This window comes from Microbulbifer sp. ABH2_005, from assembly GCF_056160005.1.
In genome coordinates this window covers 711,255-736,106 of sequence record NZ_JBSWWI010000001.1, presented here as the reverse complement: position 1 = coordinate 736,106, position 24,852 = coordinate 711,255, and the positions used below count along the sequence as shown (strand labels likewise).

19 protein-coding genes are annotated in these 24,852 nt (G+C 47.2%); 10 read left to right on the top strand and 9 right to left on the bottom strand.

Features of this window, described 5'->3' with window-relative positions:
- Nucleotides 1–137: 137 nt before the first annotated feature.
- Complete coding sequence (locus ACXAFI_RS03130; RefSeq protein ID WP_475107645.1) at nt 138–533, top strand: HIT family protein; 396 nt, start codon at nt 138–140, stop codon at nt 531–533.
- 212 nt (nt 534–745) lie between these two features.
- Here the strand turns inward: ACXAFI_RS03130 and ACXAFI_RS03125 are convergent, their stop codons facing one another.
- The 4 genes from ACXAFI_RS03125 to mpl form a co-directional block, all read right to left on the bottom strand.
- Entirely contained in the window at nt 746–3,328 is a 2,583-nt protein-coding gene (locus tag ACXAFI_RS03125; RefSeq protein ID WP_475107644.1) for an efflux RND transporter permease subunit, read from the bottom strand.
- Between the two features lie 118 nt (nt 3,329–3,446).
- Entirely contained in the window at nt 3,447–3,722 is a 276-nt protein-coding gene (locus ACXAFI_RS03120; RefSeq protein WP_152454696.1) for an Rdx family protein, read from the bottom strand.
- Between the two features lie 21 nt (nt 3,723–3,743).
- Nucleotides 3,744–4,370, bottom strand: a complete 627-nt coding sequence (locus ACXAFI_RS03115; protein WP_475107643.1) for a flavin prenyltransferase UbiX — start codon at nt 4,368–4,370, stop codon at nt 3,744–3,746.
- Nucleotides 4,371–4,399: 29 nt separating this feature from the next.
- Entirely contained in the window at nt 4,400–5,788 is a 1,389-nt protein-coding gene (mpl, locus tag ACXAFI_RS03110) for a UDP-N-acetylmuramate:L-alanyl-gamma-D-glutamyl-meso-diaminopimelate ligase (protein ID WP_475109793.1), read from the bottom strand.
- 281 nt (nt 5,789–6,069) lie between these two features.
- On the opposite strand from mpl, the gene ACXAFI_RS03105 reads away from it, so the two are divergent.
- Nucleotides 6,070–7,332 carry a 6-phosphofructokinase gene (locus ACXAFI_RS03105; RefSeq protein ID WP_475107642.1) on the top strand — a complete coding sequence of 421 codons (1,263 nt, stop codon included), beginning with the start codon at nt 6,070–6,072 and terminating at the stop codon, nt 7,330–7,332.
- 85 nt (nt 7,333–7,417) lie between these two features.
- On the opposite strand, the gene ACXAFI_RS03100 is transcribed toward ACXAFI_RS03105, so the two are convergent.
- The 3 genes from ACXAFI_RS03100 to ACXAFI_RS03090 all read right to left on the bottom strand — a co-directional run bounded on the left by ACXAFI_RS03100 (nt 7,418) and on the right by ACXAFI_RS03090 (nt 11,296).
- Nucleotides 7,418–7,774, bottom strand: coding sequence for a VOC family protein (locus ACXAFI_RS03100; RefSeq protein WP_475107641.1), 357 nt, complete (start codon nt 7,772–7,774; stop codon nt 7,418–7,420).
- A 38-nt stretch (nt 7,775–7,812) separates the two neighbouring features.
- A complete protein-coding gene (locus tag ACXAFI_RS03095) occupies nt 7,813–8,184 on the bottom strand; it encodes a hypothetical protein (protein ID WP_475107640.1) in 372 nt (123 codons plus the stop codon).
- Nucleotides 8,185–8,437: 253 nt separating this feature from the next.
- Nucleotides 8,438–11,296, bottom strand: coding sequence for an ExeM/NucH family extracellular endonuclease (locus tag ACXAFI_RS03090; protein WP_475107639.1), 2,859 nt, complete (start codon nt 11,294–11,296; stop codon nt 8,438–8,440).
- Nucleotides 11,297–11,437: 141 nt separating this feature from the next.
- Here ACXAFI_RS03090 and ACXAFI_RS03085 point away from each other — a divergent pair, with 141 nt between their 5' ends.
- The 3 genes from ACXAFI_RS03085 to ACXAFI_RS03075 all read left to right on the top strand — a co-directional run bounded on the left by ACXAFI_RS03085 (nt 11,438) and on the right by ACXAFI_RS03075 (nt 13,512).
- On the top strand, nt 11,438–12,040 hold the full coding sequence (locus tag ACXAFI_RS03085; protein ID WP_475107638.1) for a MarR family winged helix-turn-helix transcriptional regulator: 603 nt from the start codon (nt 11,438–11,440) through the stop codon (nt 12,038–12,040).
- Nucleotides 12,037–12,993, top strand: a complete 957-nt coding sequence (locus ACXAFI_RS03080) for a S41 family peptidase (protein WP_475107637.1) — start codon at nt 12,037–12,039, stop codon at nt 12,991–12,993. The genes ACXAFI_RS03085 and ACXAFI_RS03080 overlap by 4 nt, the downstream gene beginning before the upstream one ends.
- Nucleotides 12,994–13,137: 144 nt before the next feature.
- A complete protein-coding gene (locus ACXAFI_RS03075; protein WP_475107636.1) occupies nt 13,138–13,512 on the top strand; it encodes a GNAT family N-acetyltransferase in 375 nt (124 codons plus the stop codon).
- Here the strand turns inward: ACXAFI_RS03075 and ACXAFI_RS03070 are convergent.
- Entirely contained in the window at nt 13,505–14,104 is a 600-nt protein-coding gene (locus ACXAFI_RS03070) for a pyridoxamine 5'-phosphate oxidase family protein (RefSeq protein ID WP_475107635.1), read from the bottom strand. The two genes, ACXAFI_RS03075 and ACXAFI_RS03070, sit on opposite strands and share 8 nt — an antisense overlap.
- 103 nt (nt 14,105–14,207) lie before the next feature.
- On the opposite strand from ACXAFI_RS03070, the gene pdxR (ACXAFI_RS03065) reads away from it, so the two are divergent.
- The 3 genes from pdxR (ACXAFI_RS03065) (at nt 14,208) to ACXAFI_RS03055 (ending at nt 18,344) form a co-directional block, all read left to right on the top strand.
- On the top strand, nt 14,208–15,671 hold the full coding sequence (gene pdxR / locus ACXAFI_RS03065; RefSeq protein WP_475107634.1) for a MocR-like pyridoxine biosynthesis transcription factor PdxR: 1,464 nt from the start codon (nt 14,208–14,210) through the stop codon (nt 15,669–15,671).
- A gap of 274 nt (nt 15,672–15,945) precedes the next feature.
- Nucleotides 15,946–17,328: a hypothetical protein gene (locus ACXAFI_RS03060; RefSeq protein WP_475107633.1), complete on the top strand. Its 1,383-nt coding sequence runs from the start codon at nt 15,946–15,948 to the stop codon at nt 17,326–17,328.
- 188 nt (nt 17,329–17,516) lie between these two features.
- The gene (locus ACXAFI_RS03055; RefSeq protein ID WP_475107632.1) at nt 17,517–18,344 is read left to right on the top strand and encodes a lysophospholipid acyltransferase family protein; all 828 of its coding nucleotides are present in this window, start codon (nt 17,517–17,519) and stop codon (nt 18,342–18,344) included.
- A gap of 713 nt (nt 18,345–19,057) precedes the next feature.
- Here ACXAFI_RS03055 and ACXAFI_RS03050 read toward each other — a convergent pair.
- Complete coding sequence (locus tag ACXAFI_RS03050) at nt 19,058–21,499, bottom strand: hypothetical protein (RefSeq protein WP_475107631.1); 2,442 nt, start codon at nt 21,497–21,499, stop codon at nt 19,058–19,060.
- Between the two features lie 347 nt (nt 21,500–21,846).
- Here ACXAFI_RS03050 and ACXAFI_RS03045 point away from each other — a divergent pair, with 347 nt between their 5' ends.
- Both ACXAFI_RS03045 and pdxR (ACXAFI_RS03040) read left to right on the top strand, forming a co-directional pair.
- A complete protein-coding gene (locus ACXAFI_RS03045) occupies nt 21,847–22,392 on the top strand; it encodes a GntR family transcriptional regulator (protein ID WP_475107630.1) in 546 nt (181 codons plus the stop codon).
- Between the two features lie 870 nt (nt 22,393–23,262).
- Nucleotides 23,263–24,741, top strand: coding sequence for a MocR-like pyridoxine biosynthesis transcription factor PdxR (gene pdxR / locus ACXAFI_RS03040; protein WP_475107629.1), 1,479 nt, complete (start codon nt 23,263–23,265; stop codon nt 24,739–24,741).
- Nucleotides 24,742–24,852 lie beyond the last annotated feature (111 nt).

Here is a 24,852-nt window from a genome sequence, read left to right as displayed (position 1 = left end):
TCAGTCTGGCTCGCAAAGAGGCTCAGCAGAGAAATCATGGATCGATTATTTGGTTACTCTAACTTACAACAATCTGCGTTGAGTTTATTGTGCCTTACACATTTCGGGTTCGAAGGCCCTGTCCATTATGCACTCTAATGCACTCCAATATCCCGCTGATACAGGTCAGAAAGCATGCCTGTCTGGCAATTAATCCGCGACAACGCAGCAGAGGAGCACTGCTGGTAATGCCTTTTACGCACACTCACCATCTCACGGATTGTAATCCGCAAGAGTTATCCGACATTAGTGATTTGACGCTAACTGGAATACATTTACTAAGGGAAACACTGGAACCTGACGGCATTCATACCTTCTGTAATTCCGGCATGGCAGCTGGACAGTCGGAAGATCACATGCATGTGCAAATCATTCCAAGATATGCTCAAGAGCCATACTCTTTCGCACCCAGCGATGAAATACCTATTTCAAGCGATGATGAACTGATGAGCATTGCGATCAGTTTACAGAGGGGCAAGGAGAAGATTAAGTAATTCTACTGTTCATTGCGGCGGCGATATGGGCGAGCTCAACAAGGTCATTTTCTCTGAGGAACTGCACAAGGTGCTCGACCCGATAAAACCCGGTTTGGCTACCACCTGCTGGAAATCACCGGCCGTCAGGACTGATTCCCAGCGGGATAATCTGCCAATAAAAAGCCGGGCTGTTGCCCGGCTTTTTATTGTTAGTTTTGTAGAGTGTCCCCTCAGGCCTTGGCCGCACCCTCTGGAATGTCTATCTCACCACTATCTACAGAACCGGCTCCCAGTGGCTTAACCATCACCAGCAGCAGTGGCAGTAACGTCAATGAGCCCAGCAGTGCCGCGGACATCGCCAAGGCGGTCAAGAGACCAAAGTAAATAGAAGGCACAAACTTGGACAGCGCCAAAATTGAAAAGCCGGCAATAATCGTGATGGCCGTGTAGAACATGGCACGACCGATTGTGGCGTGGCTGCGATGCATGGTAGCCAAGTAATCGCCGTCTTTGGCAAACTCGGCGCGGAAGCGGTACAGATAGTGAATCGCGTGGTCCACACCAATTCCCACGGTAATCGCGGCGATAGTGATCGTCATCATATCCAGTGGAATACCAGCGAGGCCCATACCACCAAGCACCACACAAGCCGCCAACATATTTGGCACCAGCGCAATGATGGCAATCGACAGAGAACGGAACAACACCAGGAACATCAGCAGGATGCCCACAAACACCGCACCCAAGGTCAGGATCTGGGACTTAAACAGGCTCTGCAGCATATTGTTATAAAGCACTAGCAGTCCTGTTTGGTGGATGTTTTCCGGTGCTATGCCCATCTCGTTATGCGCGTAATCGTAAATGCGCTCGATCAATTCACCACGGCGCAGATTTGGATCTGTCTCCATCACCCTCAGGGTGATGCGGGCCTGGTTGTGCTCTGCGGAGAGATAGGGATCGACCAATACATCGCGAATTTCCGGCGGCAGGCTGGTATTGGCCACTGCTAGTTCGAAATCATTCAGCTGGCCGCCTTTTAGATCCCGCGCCACCTTGTACAGGGTAGCCAGGGACTGCACCTTGCCAATCTCGGGTTGCTCTTCCAGGTAGTCGTGCAACTGCTCCAGCGTGGCGAGACCGGCTACGGTAAACCAGTAACTCTGCTGCGGGGCCGCTTCCTCACTGCCGAAGGGGTCTTCTTCGGAAGCGGCGAAGGGATCCTCCTCTAGCGCAAACGGATCTTCTTCCGCTTCCACGGCAAAGGGATCTTCCTCGCCCTCGAAGGCCACCGCCTCTTCTTCGGGTTTATCGAGGATGATATCCAGGGTTACAGTGCCGCCCAGGCGGCGGTCAATCACCAGCATCCCCTGATAAATTTCGGTGGAGTCATCGAAATAATCGATAAAGCGGTTTTCCACTTTGAGCTGAGACATGCCCACCACACTGACTACCGCAGCAATCAGGGAGACCCCCAGCACCACGAACTTATGGCGCTCGGCAAAGCTGGAGAAGCGCAGGGTGAAGGCATGAGAATTATCCTCACTCACTTTGCCCTGGCGCTTAGGCAGGATCATCAGAAAGCTGGGGATAATCAGGAAGGACAACACCAGGGCCAGGGTGACGCCCATCGTCATCATCCAGCCAAAGTCGATTACCGGTCGAATGCCGCTCACCACCAGTGACACAAATGCAACGATAGTGGTCAGGGCCGTGTACAAACAGGGTTTGGCCATAAACCGCACTGTCTGCAGAACCAGTGTCTCACGGCTCCAGTCGGGGTTTTGCGCAATATATTCGCGATAGCGCACCGCTAAGTGGATGGTGATGGCCAGGGTGATAATCAACAGCAGAGCGACAAAGTTGGCGGAGATTACGGTCATACGCCAGTCGAGCCAACTGAGCAGGCCAAGAATCATCACTGCGGTGGTGACACAGGTGAGCAGCGGTAACAGCACCCAACGGGGCTGACGGAAGATCAGCAACAGGGTAAGGATAATAAAGGCGAGGATGCCCAACCCGAACACCAGCAGATCGCTCTTGATAAACGAAATCATATCCGCGGTGATCATGGTGACACCGCCGAGGAAAAGCTCAGCGTCATCATCGTAACCGGCGAGAATTGCTCGCACCGTATCCACCCGCTGGTGGGCTTCCTGCTCTTGAACGGTGCGGTGCTCCAGGTAAACGGCACTCACCTCTTCCAGGCGCGCAGCCTCTTCCGGGCTCAGGCCCTCGCTATTGCGTTTGCGGCGCAAGGCATCGCGCTCGCGCACCAGTTCAATACCGCGGCTGTCCAGCGTCAGGTTGGCGAGCAGTGCCGTGGTCTGGCCGTCTGGACTCAGAATCAATTCTCGATAGATAGGGCTGGAGAGAAACTCCTGACGAGCCAGGTCCCGATCGGTGTCGGACTGGGACAGGGTGCGAATCTCATCGGTTATATCAGTTAGAGACAGTTTTGGGCTGTACAACAGCGGTACATCCAGAATGGACTGCACACTGGAAACGCCATCTACTCCGGCCAACTCATCACGCAGCCTGCCCAGCGCCTCCAGGGACTTATCGCTAAACAGGTCGCCATCTTTGTAACGGTAGGTCACCACTAGGAAATCACCGCTGGCATAGCGCTCGGCGATCTCGCGGAAATAATCCAGCGATTTGTCTGCTTCCAGGGTGAGGGAGTCCGCCGAAGCATCGATTTTGAAGCGGGGCAGACCCATCGCTGCCAGCAGGGTGAGTAGGCCGATAACCACCAGTACAGCCAGTGGCCGTTTGGTTACCAGGAATTCATAAGAGTTCTTCAGAGCTGACAGCATAGGTTTCCGCTTGTATCCAATAAATCAGTGGGCCGCAGTACGGCGCATATTTTGATCGCCTCGGCAGTGCTGGTGCAAATACAAAATTTGCGTTTACACGGCGCTATTGGAAATATTTTCAGGGAGTATCGATATGTCCCAGGTCGCGCTCGGGAAATAGCAGGTCCCGCACGCGCCGCTTGAGTTCCTTTGCTCCGGGAAAGCCGCCATCGCGTTTGCGCTCCCAGATCAAATTTTCACCAATTCGGATTTCGAATATTCCTCCAGTTCCGGGTTGTAATGCAACCTGTTGAAGGTCATCCGCAAAAGTGTGAAGCAACTCTTGGGCCATCCAGGTGGCCCGCAACATCCAGTTGCACTGCGCACAGTAGTGAATAGTTATGCTCGGTTTCACTATTTTTTATCTCCCGGTGACCTACTCACCCCAGGGCGGTAGTAACTTTTGTTCCACGCCCAGCTGGTCGAGTAACCTCGCCACCACAAAGTCGACAATGTCCTCGACCGTACGCGGCTTCTGATAAAAACCGGGGCTGGCGGGCAGAATCATCACCCCCATACGGGTGAGTTTGAGCATATTCTCCAGATGAATCTCCGAGTAAGGTGCCTCGCGCGGAACCAAAATCAGCTGGCGGCGCTCCTTCAGTGCCACATCCGCTGCACGCTCAATCAGATTATTAGAGGCTCCACAGGCAACCGCCGACAAGGTGCCACCGCTGGCCGGGCAGATCACCATACTGGCCGACGCTCCAGTGCCGGATGCCACCGGCGAAAACCAGTCGCGCTTGCCAAACAATTTCAACTGGCCCTCTTGAGCGCCGAAGCGATCGGCGAGAAAGGCCTGCAGTGTATCGTCGTCCCCCTCCGGCAGTTGCAGGTCGGTCTCGGTGTTGATCACCACCTGGGCCGCCTCGGACATCAACAGCCAGACGCGCACGCCGGAGGCGAGCAGGCACTGCAACAAACGCAGGCCGTATTGGGCTCCGGAAGCCCCAGTCATGGCCAGGGTGACAGTTTTATTAAATGTGGCTTGCTGCAAGATCACTTCCCCGATCACTAAAGTGCCGACTCTGTTCAGGTCGAATAGTTATATTTTTGCTCCAGAGCTCCGATCAAACGCTGATGGATACCACCGAAGCCACCGTTGCTCATCACCACGATATGGCTGCCTTCACCGGCGAGCTGTAGTACCGATTCGACCCCATTCTCGATAGTGTCAAAAATCTTGGCCGGCACCGGAGAGTGGTGAGCCACTTCATCCAGGGACCAATTCATGCCCTGGGGCTGATACCACAGGACCATATCCGCGCCGCTACAGGCATTGGCCAACTGGCCCTGGTGCACGCCCATGCGCATGGTGTTGGAGCGGGGCTCTATTAAGGCGATGATCTTGTCCTTGCCCACTTTGGCCCTGAGGCCCGTAAGCGTGGATTCGATCGCAGTCGGGTGGTGGGCAAAATCATCGTAAACGCGGATACCCGCCACTTCGCCCAGACATTCCATACGGCGCTTAACGCCCTGGAAACGCCCAAGAGCAGAGGCGCTCAACTCCGGCACCACACCCACATGACGAGCTGCAGCCATGGCGGCGAGACCATTGCGCACATTGTGCATACCGGTGAGATCCCACTCCACACGCGCCACTTCGGCACCCTCGAACAGCACACTAAAGCTGCTGCCATCCGCGGCGATATCCACCGCTCGCCAGTCGCCGGCACTGATCCCCGGCTGGTCTTCACTGGCAAAGCGCTGAACTTCACTCCAGCAACCCTGCTGCAATACCTTCTCCACATTATCTTCTGCGGCGCTGACAATCAGGCCGTTGCCGGGCACCGTGCGCACCAGATGATGAAACTGTCGCTGGATCGCCGCCAAGTCGTCGAAGATATCGGCGTGATCGAATTCCAGGTTGTTGATAATCACTGTACGCGGGCGGTAATGCACAAACTTAGAACGCTTATCGAAGAAAGCCGTATCGTATTCGTCCGCCTCCACCACAAAGAAGGGGGATTCCCCCAAGCGCGCCGACACTCCAAAGTTGCCTGGCACACCGCCGATCAGGAAGCCCGGCTGCATATCCGCCGCTTCCAGAATCCAGGCCAACATGCTAGCAGTCGTGGTCTTACCGTGGGTGCCCGCTACTGCCAGTACCCAGCGCCCGCCGAGGAAATGGTCGCAGAGCCACTGGGCACCAGAGGTATAGGGCAAACCTTGCTCAAGCACCGCTTCCACGGCGGGATTACCGCGGGACATGGCATTGCCGACAATCACCAGGTCCGGGGCCGGCTCCAGTTGAGCCGGGTCATAGCCCTCGGTAATTTGGATACCCGCCTGCTGCAACTGAGTGCTCATGGGGGGATAGACATTGGCATCACTACCGGTGACCCGGTGTCCTTCGGCTACCGCCAATTGGGCTAGGCTGCCCATAAAGGTGCCGCAAATACCGAGAATATGGATATGCATGGCGAAAATCTGTACTCCTGGGGGTTGCGGCGCAAGCTTAACACGGCCAAACAGACCAGTAATTGCCAAATACCCCGTTTGCCATGCAATTTACTCGCTATTCCATTAGACTCCGCCCCCGCACAGATCGGCCTCACCCCCGTTAGGGTGGTAGGAGTTTTCCAGCTACGGCCGACACCCGATACGAGCTCCCGGAGTTCCCCACTGGCGCCGCCAAAGAGCGCTCGGCGGACAACCGGATCGGGTCACTTCCCAAGATCGCTATGAAATACAGGATAACCATGTCGAAGAAGAATGCCTTTTACGCGCAGTCCGGTGGTGTGACTGCCGTAATCAATGCCTCCGCCTGCGGCGTAATAGAAGCGGCCCGTGAAAATCAGGACAAAATTGGCAAAGTCTACGCGGGGCTGAACGGCATCCTCGGCGCACTGCGCGAGGAACTGATCGACGTGAGCCAGGAAAGTGTGGAAGACATCGCCGCACTACGTCACACCCCTTCCGGCGCCTTTGGCTCCTGCCGCTACAAACTGAAGAGCCTGGAAGAGAACCGCGCAGAGTACGAGCGCCTGATCGAAGTGTTCAAGGCCCACGATATCGGCTACTTCTTCTATAACGGCGGCGGCGACTCTGCCGATACCTGCCTGAAAGTCTCACAGCTGTCTGAGACCATGGGTTATCCAATCCAGGCCATCCATATTCCCAAAACGGTCGACAACGATCTGCCGCTAACCGACAACTGCCCCGGCTTCGGCTCCGTAGCCAAATACGTTGCAGTTTCCACCAAGGAAGCGGCCATGGACGTCGCCTCCATGTGCGCCACCTCCACCAAGGTCTTTATCCTCGAAGTAATGGGTCGTCACGCGGGCTGGATTGCCGCCGCCGGCGCCCTGGCCCAGGAAGAGGAAGGCGATGCACCGCACATCATCCTGTTCCCGGAAGTGGCCTTCGATAAAGAGAAGTTCCTGGCCAAAGTGCAAAAGACCGTAGACGAGAAAGGCTACTGCGTAATCGTCGCCTCCGAGGGTGCCCAGTACGAAGACGGCACCTTCCTCGCCGATGCCGGCACTACCGATGCCTTCGGTCACAAGCAGCTGGGCGGTGTGGCACCGACCCTCGCCAATATGATCAAAAGTGAGCTGGGCCTGAAATACCACTGGGCACTGGCCGACTACCTGCAACGCGCCGCCCGCCATATCGCCTCCGCCACCGATGTGGAGCAGGCCTACGCCGTCGGTCGTGCCGCCGTGGAAATGGCGGCAGCCGGCAAGAACGCCATTATGCCGGCAATTATTCGTGCAGAAGGTGAAGAGTACAGCTGGTCTATCGCGGAAGCACCACTGTCTGAAGTGGCCAACGTCGAAAAATTTATGCCGAAAGAATATATTAGCGAAGACGGCTTCGGCATTACCGAAGCGGGACGCGAGTACCTGTTACCGTTAATTCAGGGCGAAGACTACCCACCCTACAAAAACGGCGTGCCCCAATATGCCAAGCTGAAAAAGCAGCTGGTAGAAAAGAAACTGGATACTGAGTTTAAAGCTTAAGCGAAGATCTTATCGCCTAGAATAAAAAGCCCCCAACTAACAACGGGGGCTTTTTTATTGGGTGCGTTTCACAAATTTACTCTTACTATTCCATATCTGACCAAACTGCGAACTCATTGCCACTGGGCTCGGTAAAATGAAAACGTCGACCGCCAGGAAAAGAAAAAATTGGCTTAATCACATTACCGCCACAGCGCTCTACTTTTTGTAAGGTATCTTCTAGGTCAGAGCTGTATAAAACTACCAGCGCTGCACCGTTTTCGGTTTTACTCTGCTGCTCGGCCAGGAAGAATCCACCATCGAGGCCTGCATTGGAAAATGCAATATATTCTGGGCCGTAATCAGTAAAACCCCAGGCAAAAGCCTCTGCAAAAAAATCCTTGGCCTTCTGTAAATCTTTGGATGGAAATTCTACATAATTAATTTTTTCATGAGCGTGCATCTTAGCTTCCCTTCCATTAATTGTGTGAGTTGTGGGATTTAGGTGGCCGATTTAGCTGGAGTCTCCGCCACCCGAAAACTGCCATTTGCTATTGCTAGCGGTCTGTCATTATGCACTATGACCGCTCGATCCAACATCAGGTCAAAATCCAACATCGCGTACAGTACAACACCACGACGCCCCTGGTAGACCTCTGGCCAGTAGATCAGTGTCGCCATACGCACCCCCATGGGTTCGTAACAATAACGCGCCTCTCCTACCAGCTTTCCCGAGGCAGTGACATAACAGTTGGAATCTGTGTCATAACTGACGATATGGGTGGACAGTTCGGGGAAATCCCCTTGCTTGGAATAATGGGTGCCAGTCCATTCCAGGCTCAGCCCGGTAAGACTTTCGTAGGTACGCGACATAAAGGATGCTGCCCTGCATTTCTATGTCTAACCATTATGGCTTCTCCGCCCAATTACAAAGGATGGGGATAGAATTTTTTCGGAAAAAAACTGTATCGGAAAAATAAAAAAGACCGCACCACCAGGGTGCGGCCATTCGCTTCTAGGGAAAAGCTATCAACTCAAAGAATCCTGGTGAAGCGACGACAGGAAATGCAAAACCCCAGCGCCAGGGCAACCAGAATATTTATTATTAATCAAAAATTGACATATATCAGCGTGGCCAGGAAATTTTTACTACTTGGGAGGCGCTGTCTTCTGCACCCTCACTATCACTCACTGTGAGGGTAATTTCGTAATTGCCGGTTTGTGCGTAGCGATGTAACGCCCAACGTCCGTTGCGCTGCACTCCATCCCCAAAATCCCAGTGGTATTGCAGTTTATTATCCCCACTGTATTGGCTGCGATCTTCCACCCATACCCAACGAAAAAAACGATGCAGCTTAAAGTCGGCTTGCAAAGAATCGGCATTTTCCTGCACTTCAACGATCTGCTCCTGTGTGGAGACCGCACCGCGATCATCTTCCACTTGCAAACGTACCAAATAGCTACCCGGTGCATCGAAGTGGTGGCTGGGGTTTTGCTCGGTACTGGTTACACCGTCACCGAAATCCCAGAGCCAGCTCAGCAGTTCACCATCCGCATCGCTACTGCTGTCGATAAAATCAACCAACAACCCTTTGGATTCCCAACTAAATTCTGCCGTGGGTGCCAGGTTATCCGCACCCAGGTCCAGCTCGACAATTAAGGGATCGTGATCGGATGCGCGGAAAGGCCCAATGGAATAGAGATTTTCCTGTTGCTCGGCGCTCTTGTGCTCAATGTTGTAATCCAGCACACGGGGTTCGTCCGCATTGATGTGCCAATCCACCGCGGCGGTAACCAGCGGAGCCAGTGAGGGGCTGGCGAGTGCGTGGTCCAAATAGCCAGACTGGCCGTCGTAGACATAGGAATAAGCCTCTCCTGCTCCGTACCATTCGAGCAGGTCGGTATAACCCGCACCCTTCAAAGTGGTAATGGGGTTTTCCATGGCGTAGCTGTTGAGGTCTCCCAGTACCAGCACGCGATCAATTCCGGTTCCGGTGAGATCACTGTCGACCCAGCTCACCAACGCATCGGCAGCTTGAGTCCGCAAGGCATTCCAGCAACCTTGGCCATCCCCCTGATCACTATTCAGGCTGCCATCATTAGGGCAGCTACCCTTGGATTTAAAGTGATTCACCACCACGGCGAGCTCCTCGCCGGAGGAAAGTTCAGCGAAAGCCTGCAACAGCGGCTGGCGGTTACCGTCATCAAAAGGGTAATCCTGCAGAGTAACGGCGCTGCCAATCGGCATAACGCGGTCACTGCGGTAGATCATCCCCACGGCGATCTCATCACTACCCAGCTGCGTGAGGTCCGGCTGCACAAACTGGTAGCTCTGTCCTGATGCGGCAGCATTGAGCCCATTAACCAGATCCTGGATAGCGCTGTCGGCTCCATAGCCATCATTTTCCAGTTCCATCAGGCCGACGATATCGGCTTCCATACGCAGGATTGCAGAAATAATTTTATCTCTCTGGCGCTCAAACTCCTCCAGAGTATCGGCACCGCGCGAAGTGGGGAATCCACCTCCGTTGCCGTCACCATTGAAGTAATTCAGCACGTTAAAGCTGGCAACGCGCAGGCTGCCATCGCCCGGCAGAATCGGCGCTTCATCGCGGAAATTGACCGGAGTAAATTGAGGCACTTCCACTGGGTGTACACGGTAAGCACCAAAACCATAACCCATCACACCGGTGAGCCCTGCTAAGGTATCGCCGCTGCGCAGCGTATTAGAAGCGCTGAGACCGGAGGCCGGATAGGGCATTTCCTCAGGATTTTGTACGGTGGAGCCATCGTCCAGAATCATCTGGTTGAGTGCATTGGCTTCCACTTGAGCTGCCGCCGCGGCGCCCGGCATATTGTTGTGGGTGGGGATATACAGGCGACCGTTGGACAAGATCACTTCGCCATAGCGACCCAGGTTGTAATGACCGTTGACGGTGAGGCTCTGCGGGAATTCAACTAGCATGCCTTCGAGCCGCTCCTGCTCTTCTACAGAGCTAAATGGCATCTGCACATTAGCGGGCGTTACCTGATAACCGCTTCCACAAATGCTGACACCGTCGATTTGGTTCAACTCGGTGAAATCAAAAAACTCATCGACGATACCGCCAACACGCACTAAGTCGCCAACCTGTACGTTCACACCAAAGGCATTGTCGTGTACAAACAGCCCTTCGGAAGTCGCATCCACGCCATCCTGATCACTGTCCTCTTCCTGCAGGAAGAAGCCGGCCAGGCCGGTATTGGGATCTTGGAAATTGCCGACAACCACCGCCTCGATTTCGTGGCGCTCGCCTTCAAGCGCACTCGCGCTACCGCTGCCCTGTATCTGGCTGATTAAGGTTGCTGCATCACCACAGGCTCCAAGCTCGACTCCGCCATTGTCATTGTCATCACCACCTCCGTTGTCATCGCCTCCATCGGCACCGTGCCAACCGAGATGATCGAAGCTATTTAGGCCAGCGCTGGACCACTCCAGAGCGGGATCGAAAGCGCTGCTGCCATCGGTGCGGCCAGTCTGCACATCCAGGTTGCGGGTCAGTGTCTGATTCTGTGTTCCAAGGCTGCTATTGCCCCACTGGCTACCGGGATCTGTACCAATTTGGCCGATCACATCGACAAAACCATTGGGGCCTACCAGCGCTACGGCATCATCACCATTAAACAGGCCGCTGGTATAAATCTGGTCGGCCTGATCCAGCAAGGCTGCATCGGCACTGCCGTGGGCCAGAACAAATACCGCACCGCTCTGCAGGGTGCCACTCAAAGCGATATTCGCTGAGGCACTATCGGAACCGTTGAAAAAGAGCTGGATTGAGTAATCGCTCAAATCAATCACAGTTTCGCTGCCGTTAAAAATTTCCAGCGCCTTATTGTTACCACTGCCCTCGATGTATTCCGAAATAATGAGGTCGCTGGCTTGGACCTCTGCAGCCATCAGTGGAAGACCCAGGGCTGCCAGAGCAGCCAAGCCAAATTGTTTCATCGTCGTTATTCCCAGTTGCCTGATACGGATTAAGCGGCGCACAGAGTGGCGGGGAATTCCTAAATTTCGATGAAACAAATGTTAAATTTCGGTTTCAATTCTGCGTACTTAGAAACACTCGGCATTTGCTGATAGTGGAAAATGCGAGATCGCGACCAACTGCGATCAATTGAAAGGTTAACGGGATCACAAGAGTTAGGTGAAATCCCGCAGCAGAAAGAGATGCTCTACAATTATTTATATAAGCACTTATATAAATTCAACGCTATGAAATACAGCCAGCTGGGTACTCGCCTCAGGCATTTAATCGAATTACTGGATGGCGATGTCGCAGATAGTTACCGCGTCTGCGGTATTAAAAACTACAAGCCGCGTTATACACCGGTAATGCGAGCCCTTATCCACAAGAGCCCGGTCACCATCAATGAAATAGCGGCCAGTGCCGCAATCTCCCAGCCGGCGGTCAGCCAGACGATCAGGGATATGCTTCAACAGGGGTTGGTAGAAACCCTCACCGGGGAAGATGCGCGCCAGCGCAAGGTCCGCCTCAGCCGTAAAGGCCAGCGCTTACTACCAAAGCTTGAAGTCCACTGGCAAGCCACGGTTGAAGCGGAACGTTCATTAAATCGGCAACTGTCTACACCTCTAACAGCACTCGTCGAAGAGGCGATTGCCGCTCTGCAGGAACACCCCTATCTCAATCGCATTCAGCAGTGCATTGCCAAGGAGAATAAAAAGCCATGAAACTGATTGCCGCCTTCAGCCTGGCCCTGTGCCACACTATCTCTTCAGCGGCTTACGCAAGCGATGAGGATTGCCAGTTTAATCCCACCGTAGTTATCCAATCCGCCGCCAGCGCTATTGCAGAAACTTATGTACTCACAGAGAAAGCCCACAGCGTTTCCTTGGCGTTGTCTGAGATGGCCAGTAGCCCTGAAGCTTTGCGCCTTTGTCGGGACTCCGAAAGTTTTGCCACGCTAATTACCGAGAAAATCCGAACACTGTCCGGAGACAAGCATTTCTATTTGGAGCCGGTAAGCCCTGATGAAGATTCCAACAACTGGATAGCACAGTGGCGGGCCGAGGCGCCCAAGAGCAACTATGGTGTAAAGAAACTAGAGTTATTGCCCGGTAATATTGCCTACTTCAAACTCTCTTCATTCCATACTTTTGAAAATGCCCGGCAAAGCCTGGCCGCGGCATTTACCCTGTTGCAACACAGTGACGGTCTGATATTGGACCTGCGCAATAATGGCGGTGGTGATAGTGATACAGCCACTGCCATCCTCGAGTCCTTTGTGGACCCCACTAACCCCCTGCCATATGTCATTGAAACCAGAGAGAAGCAACATTCCCCTGAACGCATCAAAGAACTTCCTTGGCCGGCCTATGGCACCCAGAGACCCATGGTAGTACTGATCAATGGGCGCTCCTTCTCTGCATCAGAAAGCATCGCCTTCTCACTGCAACAACTCGGTAGAGCCACTATTATCGGTAGTGCCAGCGCCGGCGGAGCCCATATGATGGATGCGCCTCAGCCCCTGCCATTTAGCTTTGAAATTGGAATTCCCTCTAGTCGCCCGGTTTCGACTTTATCGAAGGAACTGGTTAACTGGGAGGGTCAGGGGGTGAGGCCGAATATTGAAAGCAGCGAGCAAGAAATTTTACAGGTGGCGTTAGAGGTTCTTAAAAAATAAACTGCGTTTTAAAGCACACCCAAACTTTAAAGCAATGGAAATGTAGAACTCAACAATGCGTACCTCTTTACAACCTATAACCCAGAATAACTATGAGGCGATCTGGGTGTCGCCGAAGCGCAGCAAGAATACGTCGCCTGCAATATGTGGTCACTGGTGGAGGCACAGTTCAATTCTGGATATGAAACCCGTGCGATTTATACGGGAGAAAAGCCCGCTGGTTTTCTTATGTGGGTGAAAGAGAGCCGTGAAAAAATTTCCATTTGGAGATTTATGGTTGACCAGAATCAGCAGGGGAAGGGGATAGGTAGGGCTGCGCTTCAGCTAGCCCTGCAAGAAATCCGGCAAACACCCAATATCGAGCAAATAAAAATCTGCTACAACCCCAAAAACCCAGTGGCTAAAGACTTTTATTCCAGTTTTGGTTTTACTGAAGTGGGCATGGATAAGGACAACGAAGATATGCTTGCCATTATCAACCTCACCAACAAAATTCCTGAAGGGGCTGATGCTATTTAAACGGGCAGGCGGGCTTAGTACCACTCCAGACCGGTAAATCGAGATCTTCTTTATTGTCTGATGGCGCTCCTGTGCGACTCTTAAAAGAACCTTCCTCTATGGTCAGGCGCATTAGGGCCGTACCCTTGCGTTCCTGAGGATTTGGAGCGCGCACTTGGTTCCAGCGGTCGGGCTCGATATCTTCGATAATAGATTTGAAAACCGCATCAAACTCCTCTGGGTCCTGCACCCGCGCACCGCGGCAAAACAAAACTGCCGAGCGATAGTTGGCACTGTGATGAAAGGCGGATTTAGCCAGGACCCATTCGTCATAGTTGGCAAAGGAAATACACACCTGCTGCCCCGAATCCAGTAACTTCTGCAGACGGCTTTTATTGGCCACATGTAAATACAAAAAGTCCCCATGGCGCCATACAGTCATGGGGATAACAATCGCTTCGCCATCCTGAGTAAAACCAATATGCCCCAGCTTCAGTTCATCGACCAAACGATAAATATCCTCGCGACGATAACTGGCCCTCTTGGCAGCAAGGCGCACCCGGCTTTTCGCAGTTACCGGCAGTTCACTCTTTGCGGAATCTAAAACTACCATTCTTAAAAACTCCCACAACGATTTATCAAAAACAGATATCGCCAATATAGGGAGTTGCTGGTACTCTGATTAGATCCAGTTTTAATCAGTTAATGGTGCCAGTTTGAGCAGCCCCGATTTTGCCGACTTAACCCTGGACCCCAGGCAACCGTTACAAAGCCAGCTATACCGCAACCTGGTGGAGTGGATTTGCAGCGGCCGTCTCACAGCAGGGAGCAAGCTCCCCTCCTCTCGTAGACTATCCTCCACCCTGAATATCAGCCGTAATACGGTCACACTGGTGTTAGAGCAGCTCAAATCAGAGGGCTTTGTTACCAGCCATGTCGGGCAGGGCGTTTTTGTATCTAACGCCCTGCCCGCTTACGTACAGAAACCACAGCACCAGGCATGGTATTCCCAAGACTCCGATGGCACAGCTCCCTTACCAGGGCTCTCAGCCCTTGGCCAAAAGCTGCAGACTGCAACGGCATTTAAAACCGACAGCGGTGTATCTCTACCTTTTTCACCGGGTATACCGGATCTCAATGCCTTTCCCTTATCTATTTGGTCCAGACTCTACAGGCGCCACAAAGATAGGTTTCCACTGCTTGGCTATGGGCACAGCCAGGGCCATCCACCCTTACGCCAGGCACTGGCAGAATACCTGCGCAGCTGCCGCGGAGTGCTCTGTGATGAAGACCAGATCATCATAACCAATGGCGCCCAGGAAGCCTTGAGCCTGTGCGCACAAGTGCTACTTGGCCCCGGAGATACCGCCATCATGGAAAACCCTGGCTACCGCCGCGCCCGCTGGGTGTTTCAAGCCTGCGGCGCCAGGTTGGCATTGGCCGAATTGCAAAGCGGCTATTTAGACGTGGATGCACTGATTAAAAGCCAACTGCACGGCAAAGTCCTCTACACCACGCCAACCCATCAGTACCCCATGGGCGGAGTCATGCCTGCCAGTGAACGGCTAAAGCTGTTGGACTGGGCCAGCAAGACGCAATGCTGGATTTTAGAGGATGACTACGACAGCGAATTTTCCTTTAAGCACAAACCTGTCGCCGCTCTCCAGGGAATGGCAGAGCATACCCCGGTTATCTATATGGGCAGCTTCAGTAAAAGCCTGCAGCCCGGCCTGCGTTTAGGTTACATGATCGTTCCCAAAGCCTTTGTACAGGCATTTGCTCGGGCAAAGGAAATACTCTCCGGCCACTCCCCCCTACTTGCCCAGGCGGTTGTTGCCGACTTTATTGACGAGGGACACTTCGTACGACACCTGCGCAAAATGCGCATCAACTATCGGGAAAAATGGCTGCATTTTTGCGATTTGGCACGAGATAAACTGGAACCCCAGGCGCAACTCATCGCAAGTAGTGCTGGAATGCACGTGGTACTCGCCACGCCCGGCAGGGATGACCTAGAACTGTCAAAGCAATTAGCTCTGCACCGCTTCGGCAGCACACCGCTCTCATTTTTCTATCCCGACAATCCATTGAATATGGGCTTGGTTCTGGGATTTGCCAATACCAGTAAACAACAGCGAGAGGATTGCATTGATATTCTAAAAGGCTACTTAATAAGCTGACGCAACCAACTCACTACTTTCACCTGACTTGTCTTCGGCAATAGCTTTGACAATAAATGGAGGCGATAACAACGATAGATAAAGTGCGTTTGCCATCTTATCCAAGCTTCTTACGCAATATCTTCCTTTACCCACCGTATCAATCCTAGCCTTGACTGATCCGAACCTTTAGCTGTCGGCAATAAGGGTTAAGCTGTTCTAATAAATTTAATCTACAAGTTTTTTTGGCATACGTATTGAGATGTAGTTGTCTGATTCAACTAGGCTAGGGTTTATGCACAATTCCAGCCAAAGTTTAGACTCAGGCCAAGCAAAAACAGAAATCTCGCCAACCGCATGGCTAGGCATGATAAGTCTGTTTTTAGGCGCCGCCTGCATTCAGCTAGTCATTATGCGCTACTTTAATGGCGAGATGGCACCGCAGGCCTTCGCAATAGGGTTAGAGCAGCTTATAAAAACCGAAGAAGCGCCGGCGGCCATTCAATCTTTAGCCATATTTTTCACTCCCCACATCAACAGCCTGACCTTCTCACTGCATTTTGCCATTCTACTTGCCGGGATACTCTTAGTATTGCGAGTATTGATAACTCTAGGTTCCCTATTAATGTTTATTAGCTTTATATTGCTATGGGGCTTTACTTATATGGGCGAAAACAGCTGGTTCTTTGAGTTCTTATCACCAGCTTTATTTGCGTTAGTCCTGGCTGTAAGCAGCTATAGCTTCACCCCGGATATCCAGACACCTTATCGCCAGCGCCTATTGGGCAGCATTCTTGCACCCGACATAAGCCTTTTGTCGTGGAGTCTTTGGGTGATTTTGGCATCTGGCATTCTGTTTGTGATATTTTTGATGTCGCGCAATGGCGGCAATCACATACTACTAACCAGCCTTTTATCCAGCATTACCATTGCTGCCTTAGCAATATTTTCAAAATTTTTAGACCGATATCGCATGGTCGTACAGACAGAACAATCCAACCTACTGGTAGGGCGTTGGATTAACCTGTTCACCATCGCCATTGGTGTTATGTTGATTTTCCAGATTTATGAAGACAGCTTACTGAACTGGTTTACCGTAGAGGGCTATCGGGGGCTGGTGAACTCCTATGTAGAATACGGAAACACCCCGCTATGGTTTCGCAACGCATTAGCTTGGGTTGCAGAACATGCCAATATTTTTATGCCCATTCAAAGGGTTTTCGAAGTCTCTGCCGCAATTTGCATGGTCATATTAGTTTTTCGGTTCCCTATCGTTCTATTGACTACCGGACTATTTGCCATTCTTTCCTTTACCGAGTTCGGCGTGACCAACGTTTGGCCCCCGGCCCCTGGCAAGCCCCCGGCCTGGGTGTTTGAGCTACTACTCACAACTTTAGTGAGCTTAACCTGTGGCCTCTACTATCTTTTTGATACTTTAAAATACAAATCCTGGCGTTACTGGCTGCTTGGTTCCAAGGTGTTGGATTCCATATCTAAGCTGGATAAACATCTATTGTTTATCTTGTTTTTCATCCTGGAAATAATTGTATTTTCAGTGAGCCCATCCAGCAAAGAAAACGATATAATAGCATTGCACTTGGCAGCACTCACACTGATTCCTTTATTTTATATATTGATACTTGTAGACATTTATAGAAAAGACAATACAAAACACTAATCATCAATCAGACTTAATCTTGGATATACTGACATCCAGCAACACACAGTTCCTCACTCTCTCACTTATACTTTTTATTTTTTAGAAAAAATCATAAAAAATACAATATGGGGATTAGAGCAACCTTTGACAAAGACTTATACAATAAAATAAAAATAGTAAGAATAGCATTATCGAGAATTTAAACAATGAATAAAATACCGAACCATAAAGCCTACGATACAAATAGATTTAGAGCACCCTGGCTATCCATTCCACTTATCATTTTATATGCCCCAATCGGGATAACCCTAGCATTTATCCGAGCTTTGCTCATCCTTCTCACATTACTTATCCTTCCAGGAGCTTTCTCTCACCACAAAAGAAAAATACCCAACAAATATTTCAAAATACTATTTCGAATCTGTGGATTTATCTTCATCTCTCATGGAAATAAATTACTAGAAGAATTCAAGTCTGGAATCATTATCTGTAACCATATTTCTCTGCTGGATTCACTTTTCTTTGTGGAAAGAGGGATTGGTGTTGTAGCCACACGTCTAAATGACAAGAGAGTAAATAAGATATTTTCATCATCAAAAGAATTATACCCGTCAATCTTAGAAGTAACCGGTAACGGAATTGATAAAGATATTATCAACTACTTATCAGAAAACAAAAATAATAAAGTGGTAATCTTTCCAGAAGGAACTATTGGAAGTGTACATACAGTACACAAGTTTCAGAAGTACCCTTTTAGAATCGGGAATGAAGTACTACCAGTTTCAATTAGCATAAAATGGTCTTTCTTTATCAACCCGCATCCTTTGGGTGCGAATCACAATGTTAATATGCTGTGGTTTCTATTCTTACCTTTTATTGTATTTAAATATCACATCCTCAACCCCACAAAGAAGAAAGATAATGAATTGGTATCAGAATATTCAGCGAGAATCAGAGATCTTATTGCAGAAGATCTAGGAGCTTCAAGCATTCAAAACACGTTTAAGCATAGAGCTCAACTGGAAGATTTTTAATTATTATTTGGCAAAGCATGTCTTGAAAAAAACCTTATTAATTGGGGAGCCTTCTTAGGCTCTCATTAAACCACAATATAAATTCAATCTATGCTCCTACTTTGACTTATTTCATTAGAAAGTAAAGAACTTATACTGGCATAGGCGATTAAAAAACATTGCTTTCAATTAATAAGTGCAATTTATTTTTACTACAGGAAGATCAAATAATATCGCCTACCCTGCCACCTATCCGATTCATTTGGACAACACTCGTTAGCTGATTAGTTATGTTCACTCTGTTTTTGATCTTTCCACGCCGATCATACTTGCCATAGCGTTTGCGACAGGGTTTTAATGCAATCCTAAGATATTTTATAAGTATCCATCATTTTTCTGGTCTAAATAAATCGATTGATATCTCGTCTAGTGATGCAAGGATACACCGGGATATCACTTTAACCGATGGCTGCCCGTTGAAAATTTAGCGCTTTCCGTATTTTATAATTGCTTTGTAATAGTGCCCGGCTTTTCTTTGGATATAAATCTGGCATATTTCGATCTCACTCAGTTGGCTGTAGCTCATTGGTACCAATCTTTTCACCAGGAGAGAAGCCGAATCTACCAGCTTAATCCATCCTTAATAATCGCAATTAGTATCTCAAACCAAATTTATACTCAATAATATTTTATTAAAAAAATGCCCGCCTTAGCGAGCATTTTTTTGCTATTACTTAAGGAATAAAAGTAGTTTTAGGAGTCCATACTCTGGTATCACTGCTGCTACAGTCGCCCTTTGAAATAACAGGCCAAGACTTTTCAGAAGTTATTTCAGTCAGTAAACAATCACCTGTAGCTCTATTTTTAATATTATAATAATCTACACCAGAAATATTATATGGCCCGAGAAAATCCCAGGTCGTGGAGTCACTTGGCTCATCACTTATGCCTATACTCTCATAACTGTAACCAGCAGTATCATTATCCTCAATATATTGATCATTAAGAATATCATAGATCATATATCCACCATTATATTTCACAAGACCAACGTCTCCCCCACTACATTCTGTAGTAATAACTGCAGTAAAATCTCCGTATGTCCACTGCCCGGTCAAGCATCTTTTTTCAGAAGCATGATATAAGAAAATTTTCTCTCCATTTGAAGCATTGGCTAAATTGACAATATCAAAGGTGAATAATTCACTTAGATCTGGATCAAGTTTACAACTAGTAGCAATTAAACTTCCATCTTCGTAGTCAAGGCACATATCGGTGAGTCGATTTACTAATCGGAAAACACCATCACTATTCCAGTCCATAATATCCCAGGTCGCAACATCCCCTAGACCACCGATAAACAATATTCCAGAATCCCCTTTATCCTTCATATTTTTTCCGCCACGCTCAATACGATATCCATCGTTATAAGGAAAAATTTGATAGATAACCGAATTTGTATCACAGTTTACGGCAGCGTCATCGGCACCAACACATACATTCTCTTCTATATGTCGCATACTAACCAAAGAGTGAGTATCAGGGATATCTATTCCATCAAGATCCCAGATGTTGTTATCAATTTCATCACAATTAACTGCTGTAAGGCTAGAATTTTCATCAAGAGCTAAACACCTTCCCGTAAGTGCATTTACAAAGTTAGGGTAAGGGTCAAGGCCAAAAGCACCCGTAAAATCAGCGTACCACTTAGATACCTCTCCAGAGCCAGAAAGAATAACAAAACCTCCTGATTCTTCACCTTTATCTTTAAAGTTTTTGTTATCAGATATGCGCGTAATTTGGTAACCATCCCCATAAGGACGGAACATAAACAAATTTTGGTTAACTTCGCATGTATGTTGCGCTATAGAATCTGAACCAACACATAGATCTGTATCTATATACCTAAGCCTAACTCCACTATAAGTTGGCACCGCAAAAGCTTCATAGAGTCGCATTGTATCTTCATCTAGTTGGGCCACAGCTTCCGGAGTGACATGACTATACCAATCCCATGAATCCACAACGGCGGCCAAATTATGTAGAATAAGATTCCTTTCTGCTTCTGCAGTGAATCGATAATCATCATAAAAGACATCTTGGGGGGTGATCCTGTTTACATGAAGCCCCCTCACAAATTCACAACGACTTGACTCACTAGATTTTTCAGTATGACTGTAATAATCATCTGTAAAATTATGATCACTATCACATTGGTTAAGCATCATTTCTCTATAAGCGCCCAATTCTGAATTATATACATCAACGGATGCTGAAATCATGCCTGGAAATTGTGTGTTTTCGGAGATGAATATACCTAGCTTTTCCAGTACTAATTTATATGAATCAAATTCATCGCCAATTACCCGATCAAATGTCAAGAAAGTATTATAATCTGCATTGCAGTTTGCTACAGAACCCTCTGGTGTAGTTAAATAAGAATCAATAAATTCCGAATCATTATATTTAATTGTATCCAATAACTCAGGATCAACAAGCCGATTACTATCTATACCATTCCAGGTTGGATAAACTTCCTGATTAAAACAGAAACGGTTAAACTCCCTCCTGTGTAGCAACTCCATCTGAATAATGGAAACAAAAGCTGGCGCAACATTGTAAACTAGGGAGTCATATGTAGCCTTTTTTATTGAGGGATTCTCCTCATACACTTCGTCAAGTGTATTTTTTATTGTGTTCCCTAATTTTACTGCAAGTGCTTGATAGGCGTCTGCAGCATCGTCATGGTAGTCCAAATTACCTAAATCAATAATTTCTGTTTTAGATCGTGATAAAATTGAATTTAGTGTATTGAGATCTGCTTCAACAAAGGCCGATTCCAGATCAGAGATCCTATTATTAAATTGCTGCAAACAACCAACAAGCTCTGGATCGGATCCATCTGTAGTTTCTGTTACAAATCCCCCAGTTATTGAACCATAAATAATTGGATACAAACCTTCCAATAATGAAAAGCCAGAAACACCAAGCGCTGTGTTAATTACATTGTTAGCAACAACCATTCCTATCGCTTGACCATCAAGTTTCACTGCCGAGGTCGGCTCCCTTGAAGCATAGTCATAACAGGCGCCTGTTAGCTCCGCTGCACTAGCAGACTGATAAGTAATGGCTAGGGCAATACCGGCACACAAGCCAACCCTTTTCATAATTTTCATTTAAATAGACCTTTGAGGAGAGTTTATATACATAAATTTGATCAAATTCCCATTTAAATTTAGCCAAATAAGCTCAGCAAAAGTAAGGTCCAGTTTAGAAAAAACCATAGTGCCAGAAAAAAGGGGGTTTAATCTTGAAAACAAACCTTGAAGTACAATAAATCCACAAAATAACCTAGTTTCAAGTGAAACCATTTGTCGTATTAATACATCACAGTTCAAATTTGTGAAATCCATCAATTTTTTTGTTTTGCAATTTTTAAAGAAGCTTAAGCTAATAATCATTTGATGACACGCTGTAGATATAATACAAAAAAATAGTAAAATTTAATTTTTAATACTTCTTGGTGCAGGTAGTGAGTGCTCCAGACCTTTCTGTCCTATCTCTTGATCGAAATCGCCCCTGTCAAAAGCAGCTTTATCAAATATTGATAGATTGGATAGTGAACGAGCGACACACTAAGGGGACAAAGTTGCCCTCTTCACGAAGAATGTCTGAGAGCCCGAATATCAGCAGAAACACTGTTATCCAAGTGATTGAACAATTAAAAAAAGAGGGATTTCTTGTTAGCAAGGCAGGTAAAGCTATTTACATCTCCAGCAACTTAGCTTTCTGTACACTTGAAACAACCGAAAATTCTACTCTGAGCAAGAATAATCCAGCGTTCTCCTTACCAGCACTCTCAGATTATAGTAAGACAATAAAATCTCGCCCCAAATTTAAGTCGCGCTGGCCCACCCTTCTTCCTTTCTCACCAGGTGTGCCAGATTTAAAGTTATTTCCCTTTGCTATCTGGAATAAAATATATCGACAACACCAAGATAGGATACCAATTAGCGGGCATAAAGATCCACAAGGATACTTAGCAATAAGAAATTGGGTGCACTACTAATTAATTTACACCCATTTGGAGCCATGTATAAAACTTAATAAAACTAGTACAACCACATTTGCAATTATCAAAACCTCTAGTCATTATTATATATATCTGAATGATATGATTTACCAGAGAGATTTTTGGAATGATCCTTTACTGACGCTGACGAACTAAAATGTCTGATCTAATTTTGAATGCACTAATACGACCTATCTTTTACTCTCATAGCTCTGCAAATATCTAGAGCATCATTTAAAAAACCAAATAAAACCCGCTTTAAAAGCTTTTGCTTTAATTAAAATGTGACCATTCCATAAATCTAGCCAAGAACAAAAATACATCTATATTCTTTAACTATTAATATACCAACAACAAAGAATACATCTTTATTAAAGGAAAATTCAACACACGATGAGCCTTGACTTACGACCAACAATCATACTTATAACAAATAAATTGTTCATTGAAATAATTTTACCCGGTAATAAACGCTTAATTTAAGACACCCACCTGAAAAAAAGGTCCAGTTTTAGAAAAATCATGGTACCACTCACTGATAATAATAATCATGATTTAAAATTGTATACCTGACTGAAAAATTTAGCGACAACTCATTTACCGCAAATAAAGCCTTACATTCTTAACTCAAACATGAGACTTAAAAACCCTAAGTTTATTTTTAAGACACCATAAAAACTATGAACCTTAAAAATTATTGGCAGTTGCATTTCGTAAAAAAATCCTTGAGTCAACATGAAATAGATTGCACAAAAAAACAAAACACAACATGTAAGAAAGCAAAATAATTTATTGTTAGGTGGATGTTAATAATTTAACAATCATCACCTCCCTAAAATTCTTAAACCTGATTTAATGGTATCTACGGTGAGTTCTCCAGAAATTTCTGATTTTACCCTAAATCGAAAAAAACCTCTCCAGAAGCAAATCTATAACGCCTTAATAGATTGTATAATTAGTGGTAGATATGCAGCTGGGGTAAAGCTGCCTTCATCCAGAATAATGTCTGAATGCCTACAAGTCAGCCGAAACACTATTACTCAAGTAATAGAACAACTAAAAAATGAAGGATTTCTTTTTAGTGAAGCGGGAAAAGGAATTTTTGTTTCTTATTCTCTACCACATTTTGTAACAGATTCAAACAAGTCAAATTTAACCAGTGGAACTGGTAATAATAACAATGATCTTCCAGCGCTTTCAAACTATTGTGAGATGTTAAAATCTCAGTCTTCTCTTATGGCACGCTGGCCACCAACCCTACCATTTTCTCCAGGCATGCCGGATCTAAGAGCTTTCCCTTTTTCTATTTGGAATAAAATATATCGACAACATCAAGATAGGATTTCCATTAGCGGATATGGTGATCCAATTGGATATCTCCCTTTAAGAGAGAGACTTGCAGAATATTTACTCTTATCTCAGGGTGTTCGCTGCACTCCAGAACAAATTATTATAACAAACGGGAGGCAGGAAGCCTTAAATATTTGTGCTCAAACCATATTAAATCATGCTGACCCTGTAATTATTGAAAATCCATGCTACAGAGGTGCAAGAATTGCTTTTGAAGCAAAAAATGCAAAAATAAATTTGATTGACTTAGATGCAAATCGATTGGATGTGGCCAGAGTTTTAGAAGCCAATATAGAAGCAAAATTAATCTATACAAGTCCAACTCATCAGCACCCTATGGGTGGTATTATTCCACCGTATGAAAGAGATAAACTCTTAGACTGGGCAGAAAAATCTAATTGCTGGATATTAGAAGATGAATCTAATAGTGTGTTTTCGTTTGGGGAAAAACCGATAGCGGCTTTACAAGGAATGCGTGAAAATAGCCCAGTGATATTTATCGGTAGTTTTAATCGTGTATTAAAACCAAATTTACGCTTAGGCTATCTTGTAGTACCCAAACCCGTAGTATCTTCTTTCACATATACAAAAGCCACACTCTCAGGACCTTCAACACTACTTTATCAAGCAGTAATATCTGACTTTATTGCCGAAGGACACTTTGTGAGACATGTGCGAAAAATGCAAAAACATTATCGGGATAAGTGGAAGCATTTTTGCGAATTAATCATAAATAAACTCGAACCAAGTGTTAAGCTGATTAGAAGCAGTGCATCTATGTATGTTGTTATTAGTACACCAGGCTTTAATGACATCAAACTTGCACAAAAACTCAACCAGAATGGATATGGGAGTTCAGCGCTTTCCCTATCTTACGCAAATCAACCAGCCAAGTCTGGATTAATTATTGGTTGTGTAAATACAACACAGATTCAGCGAGAGCAGTTTGTGGAGCATTTAAAAAATCTACTAAAGGACAAGTTAAATTATATTTGATATAAATTATACTGCTTCAACTCATTGATTTCACCCACCCTTAGACTGTATTTATTTTAAATAACTACAGTCTATGATTATCTCCTGATAATATATCCTGCAATACCTATC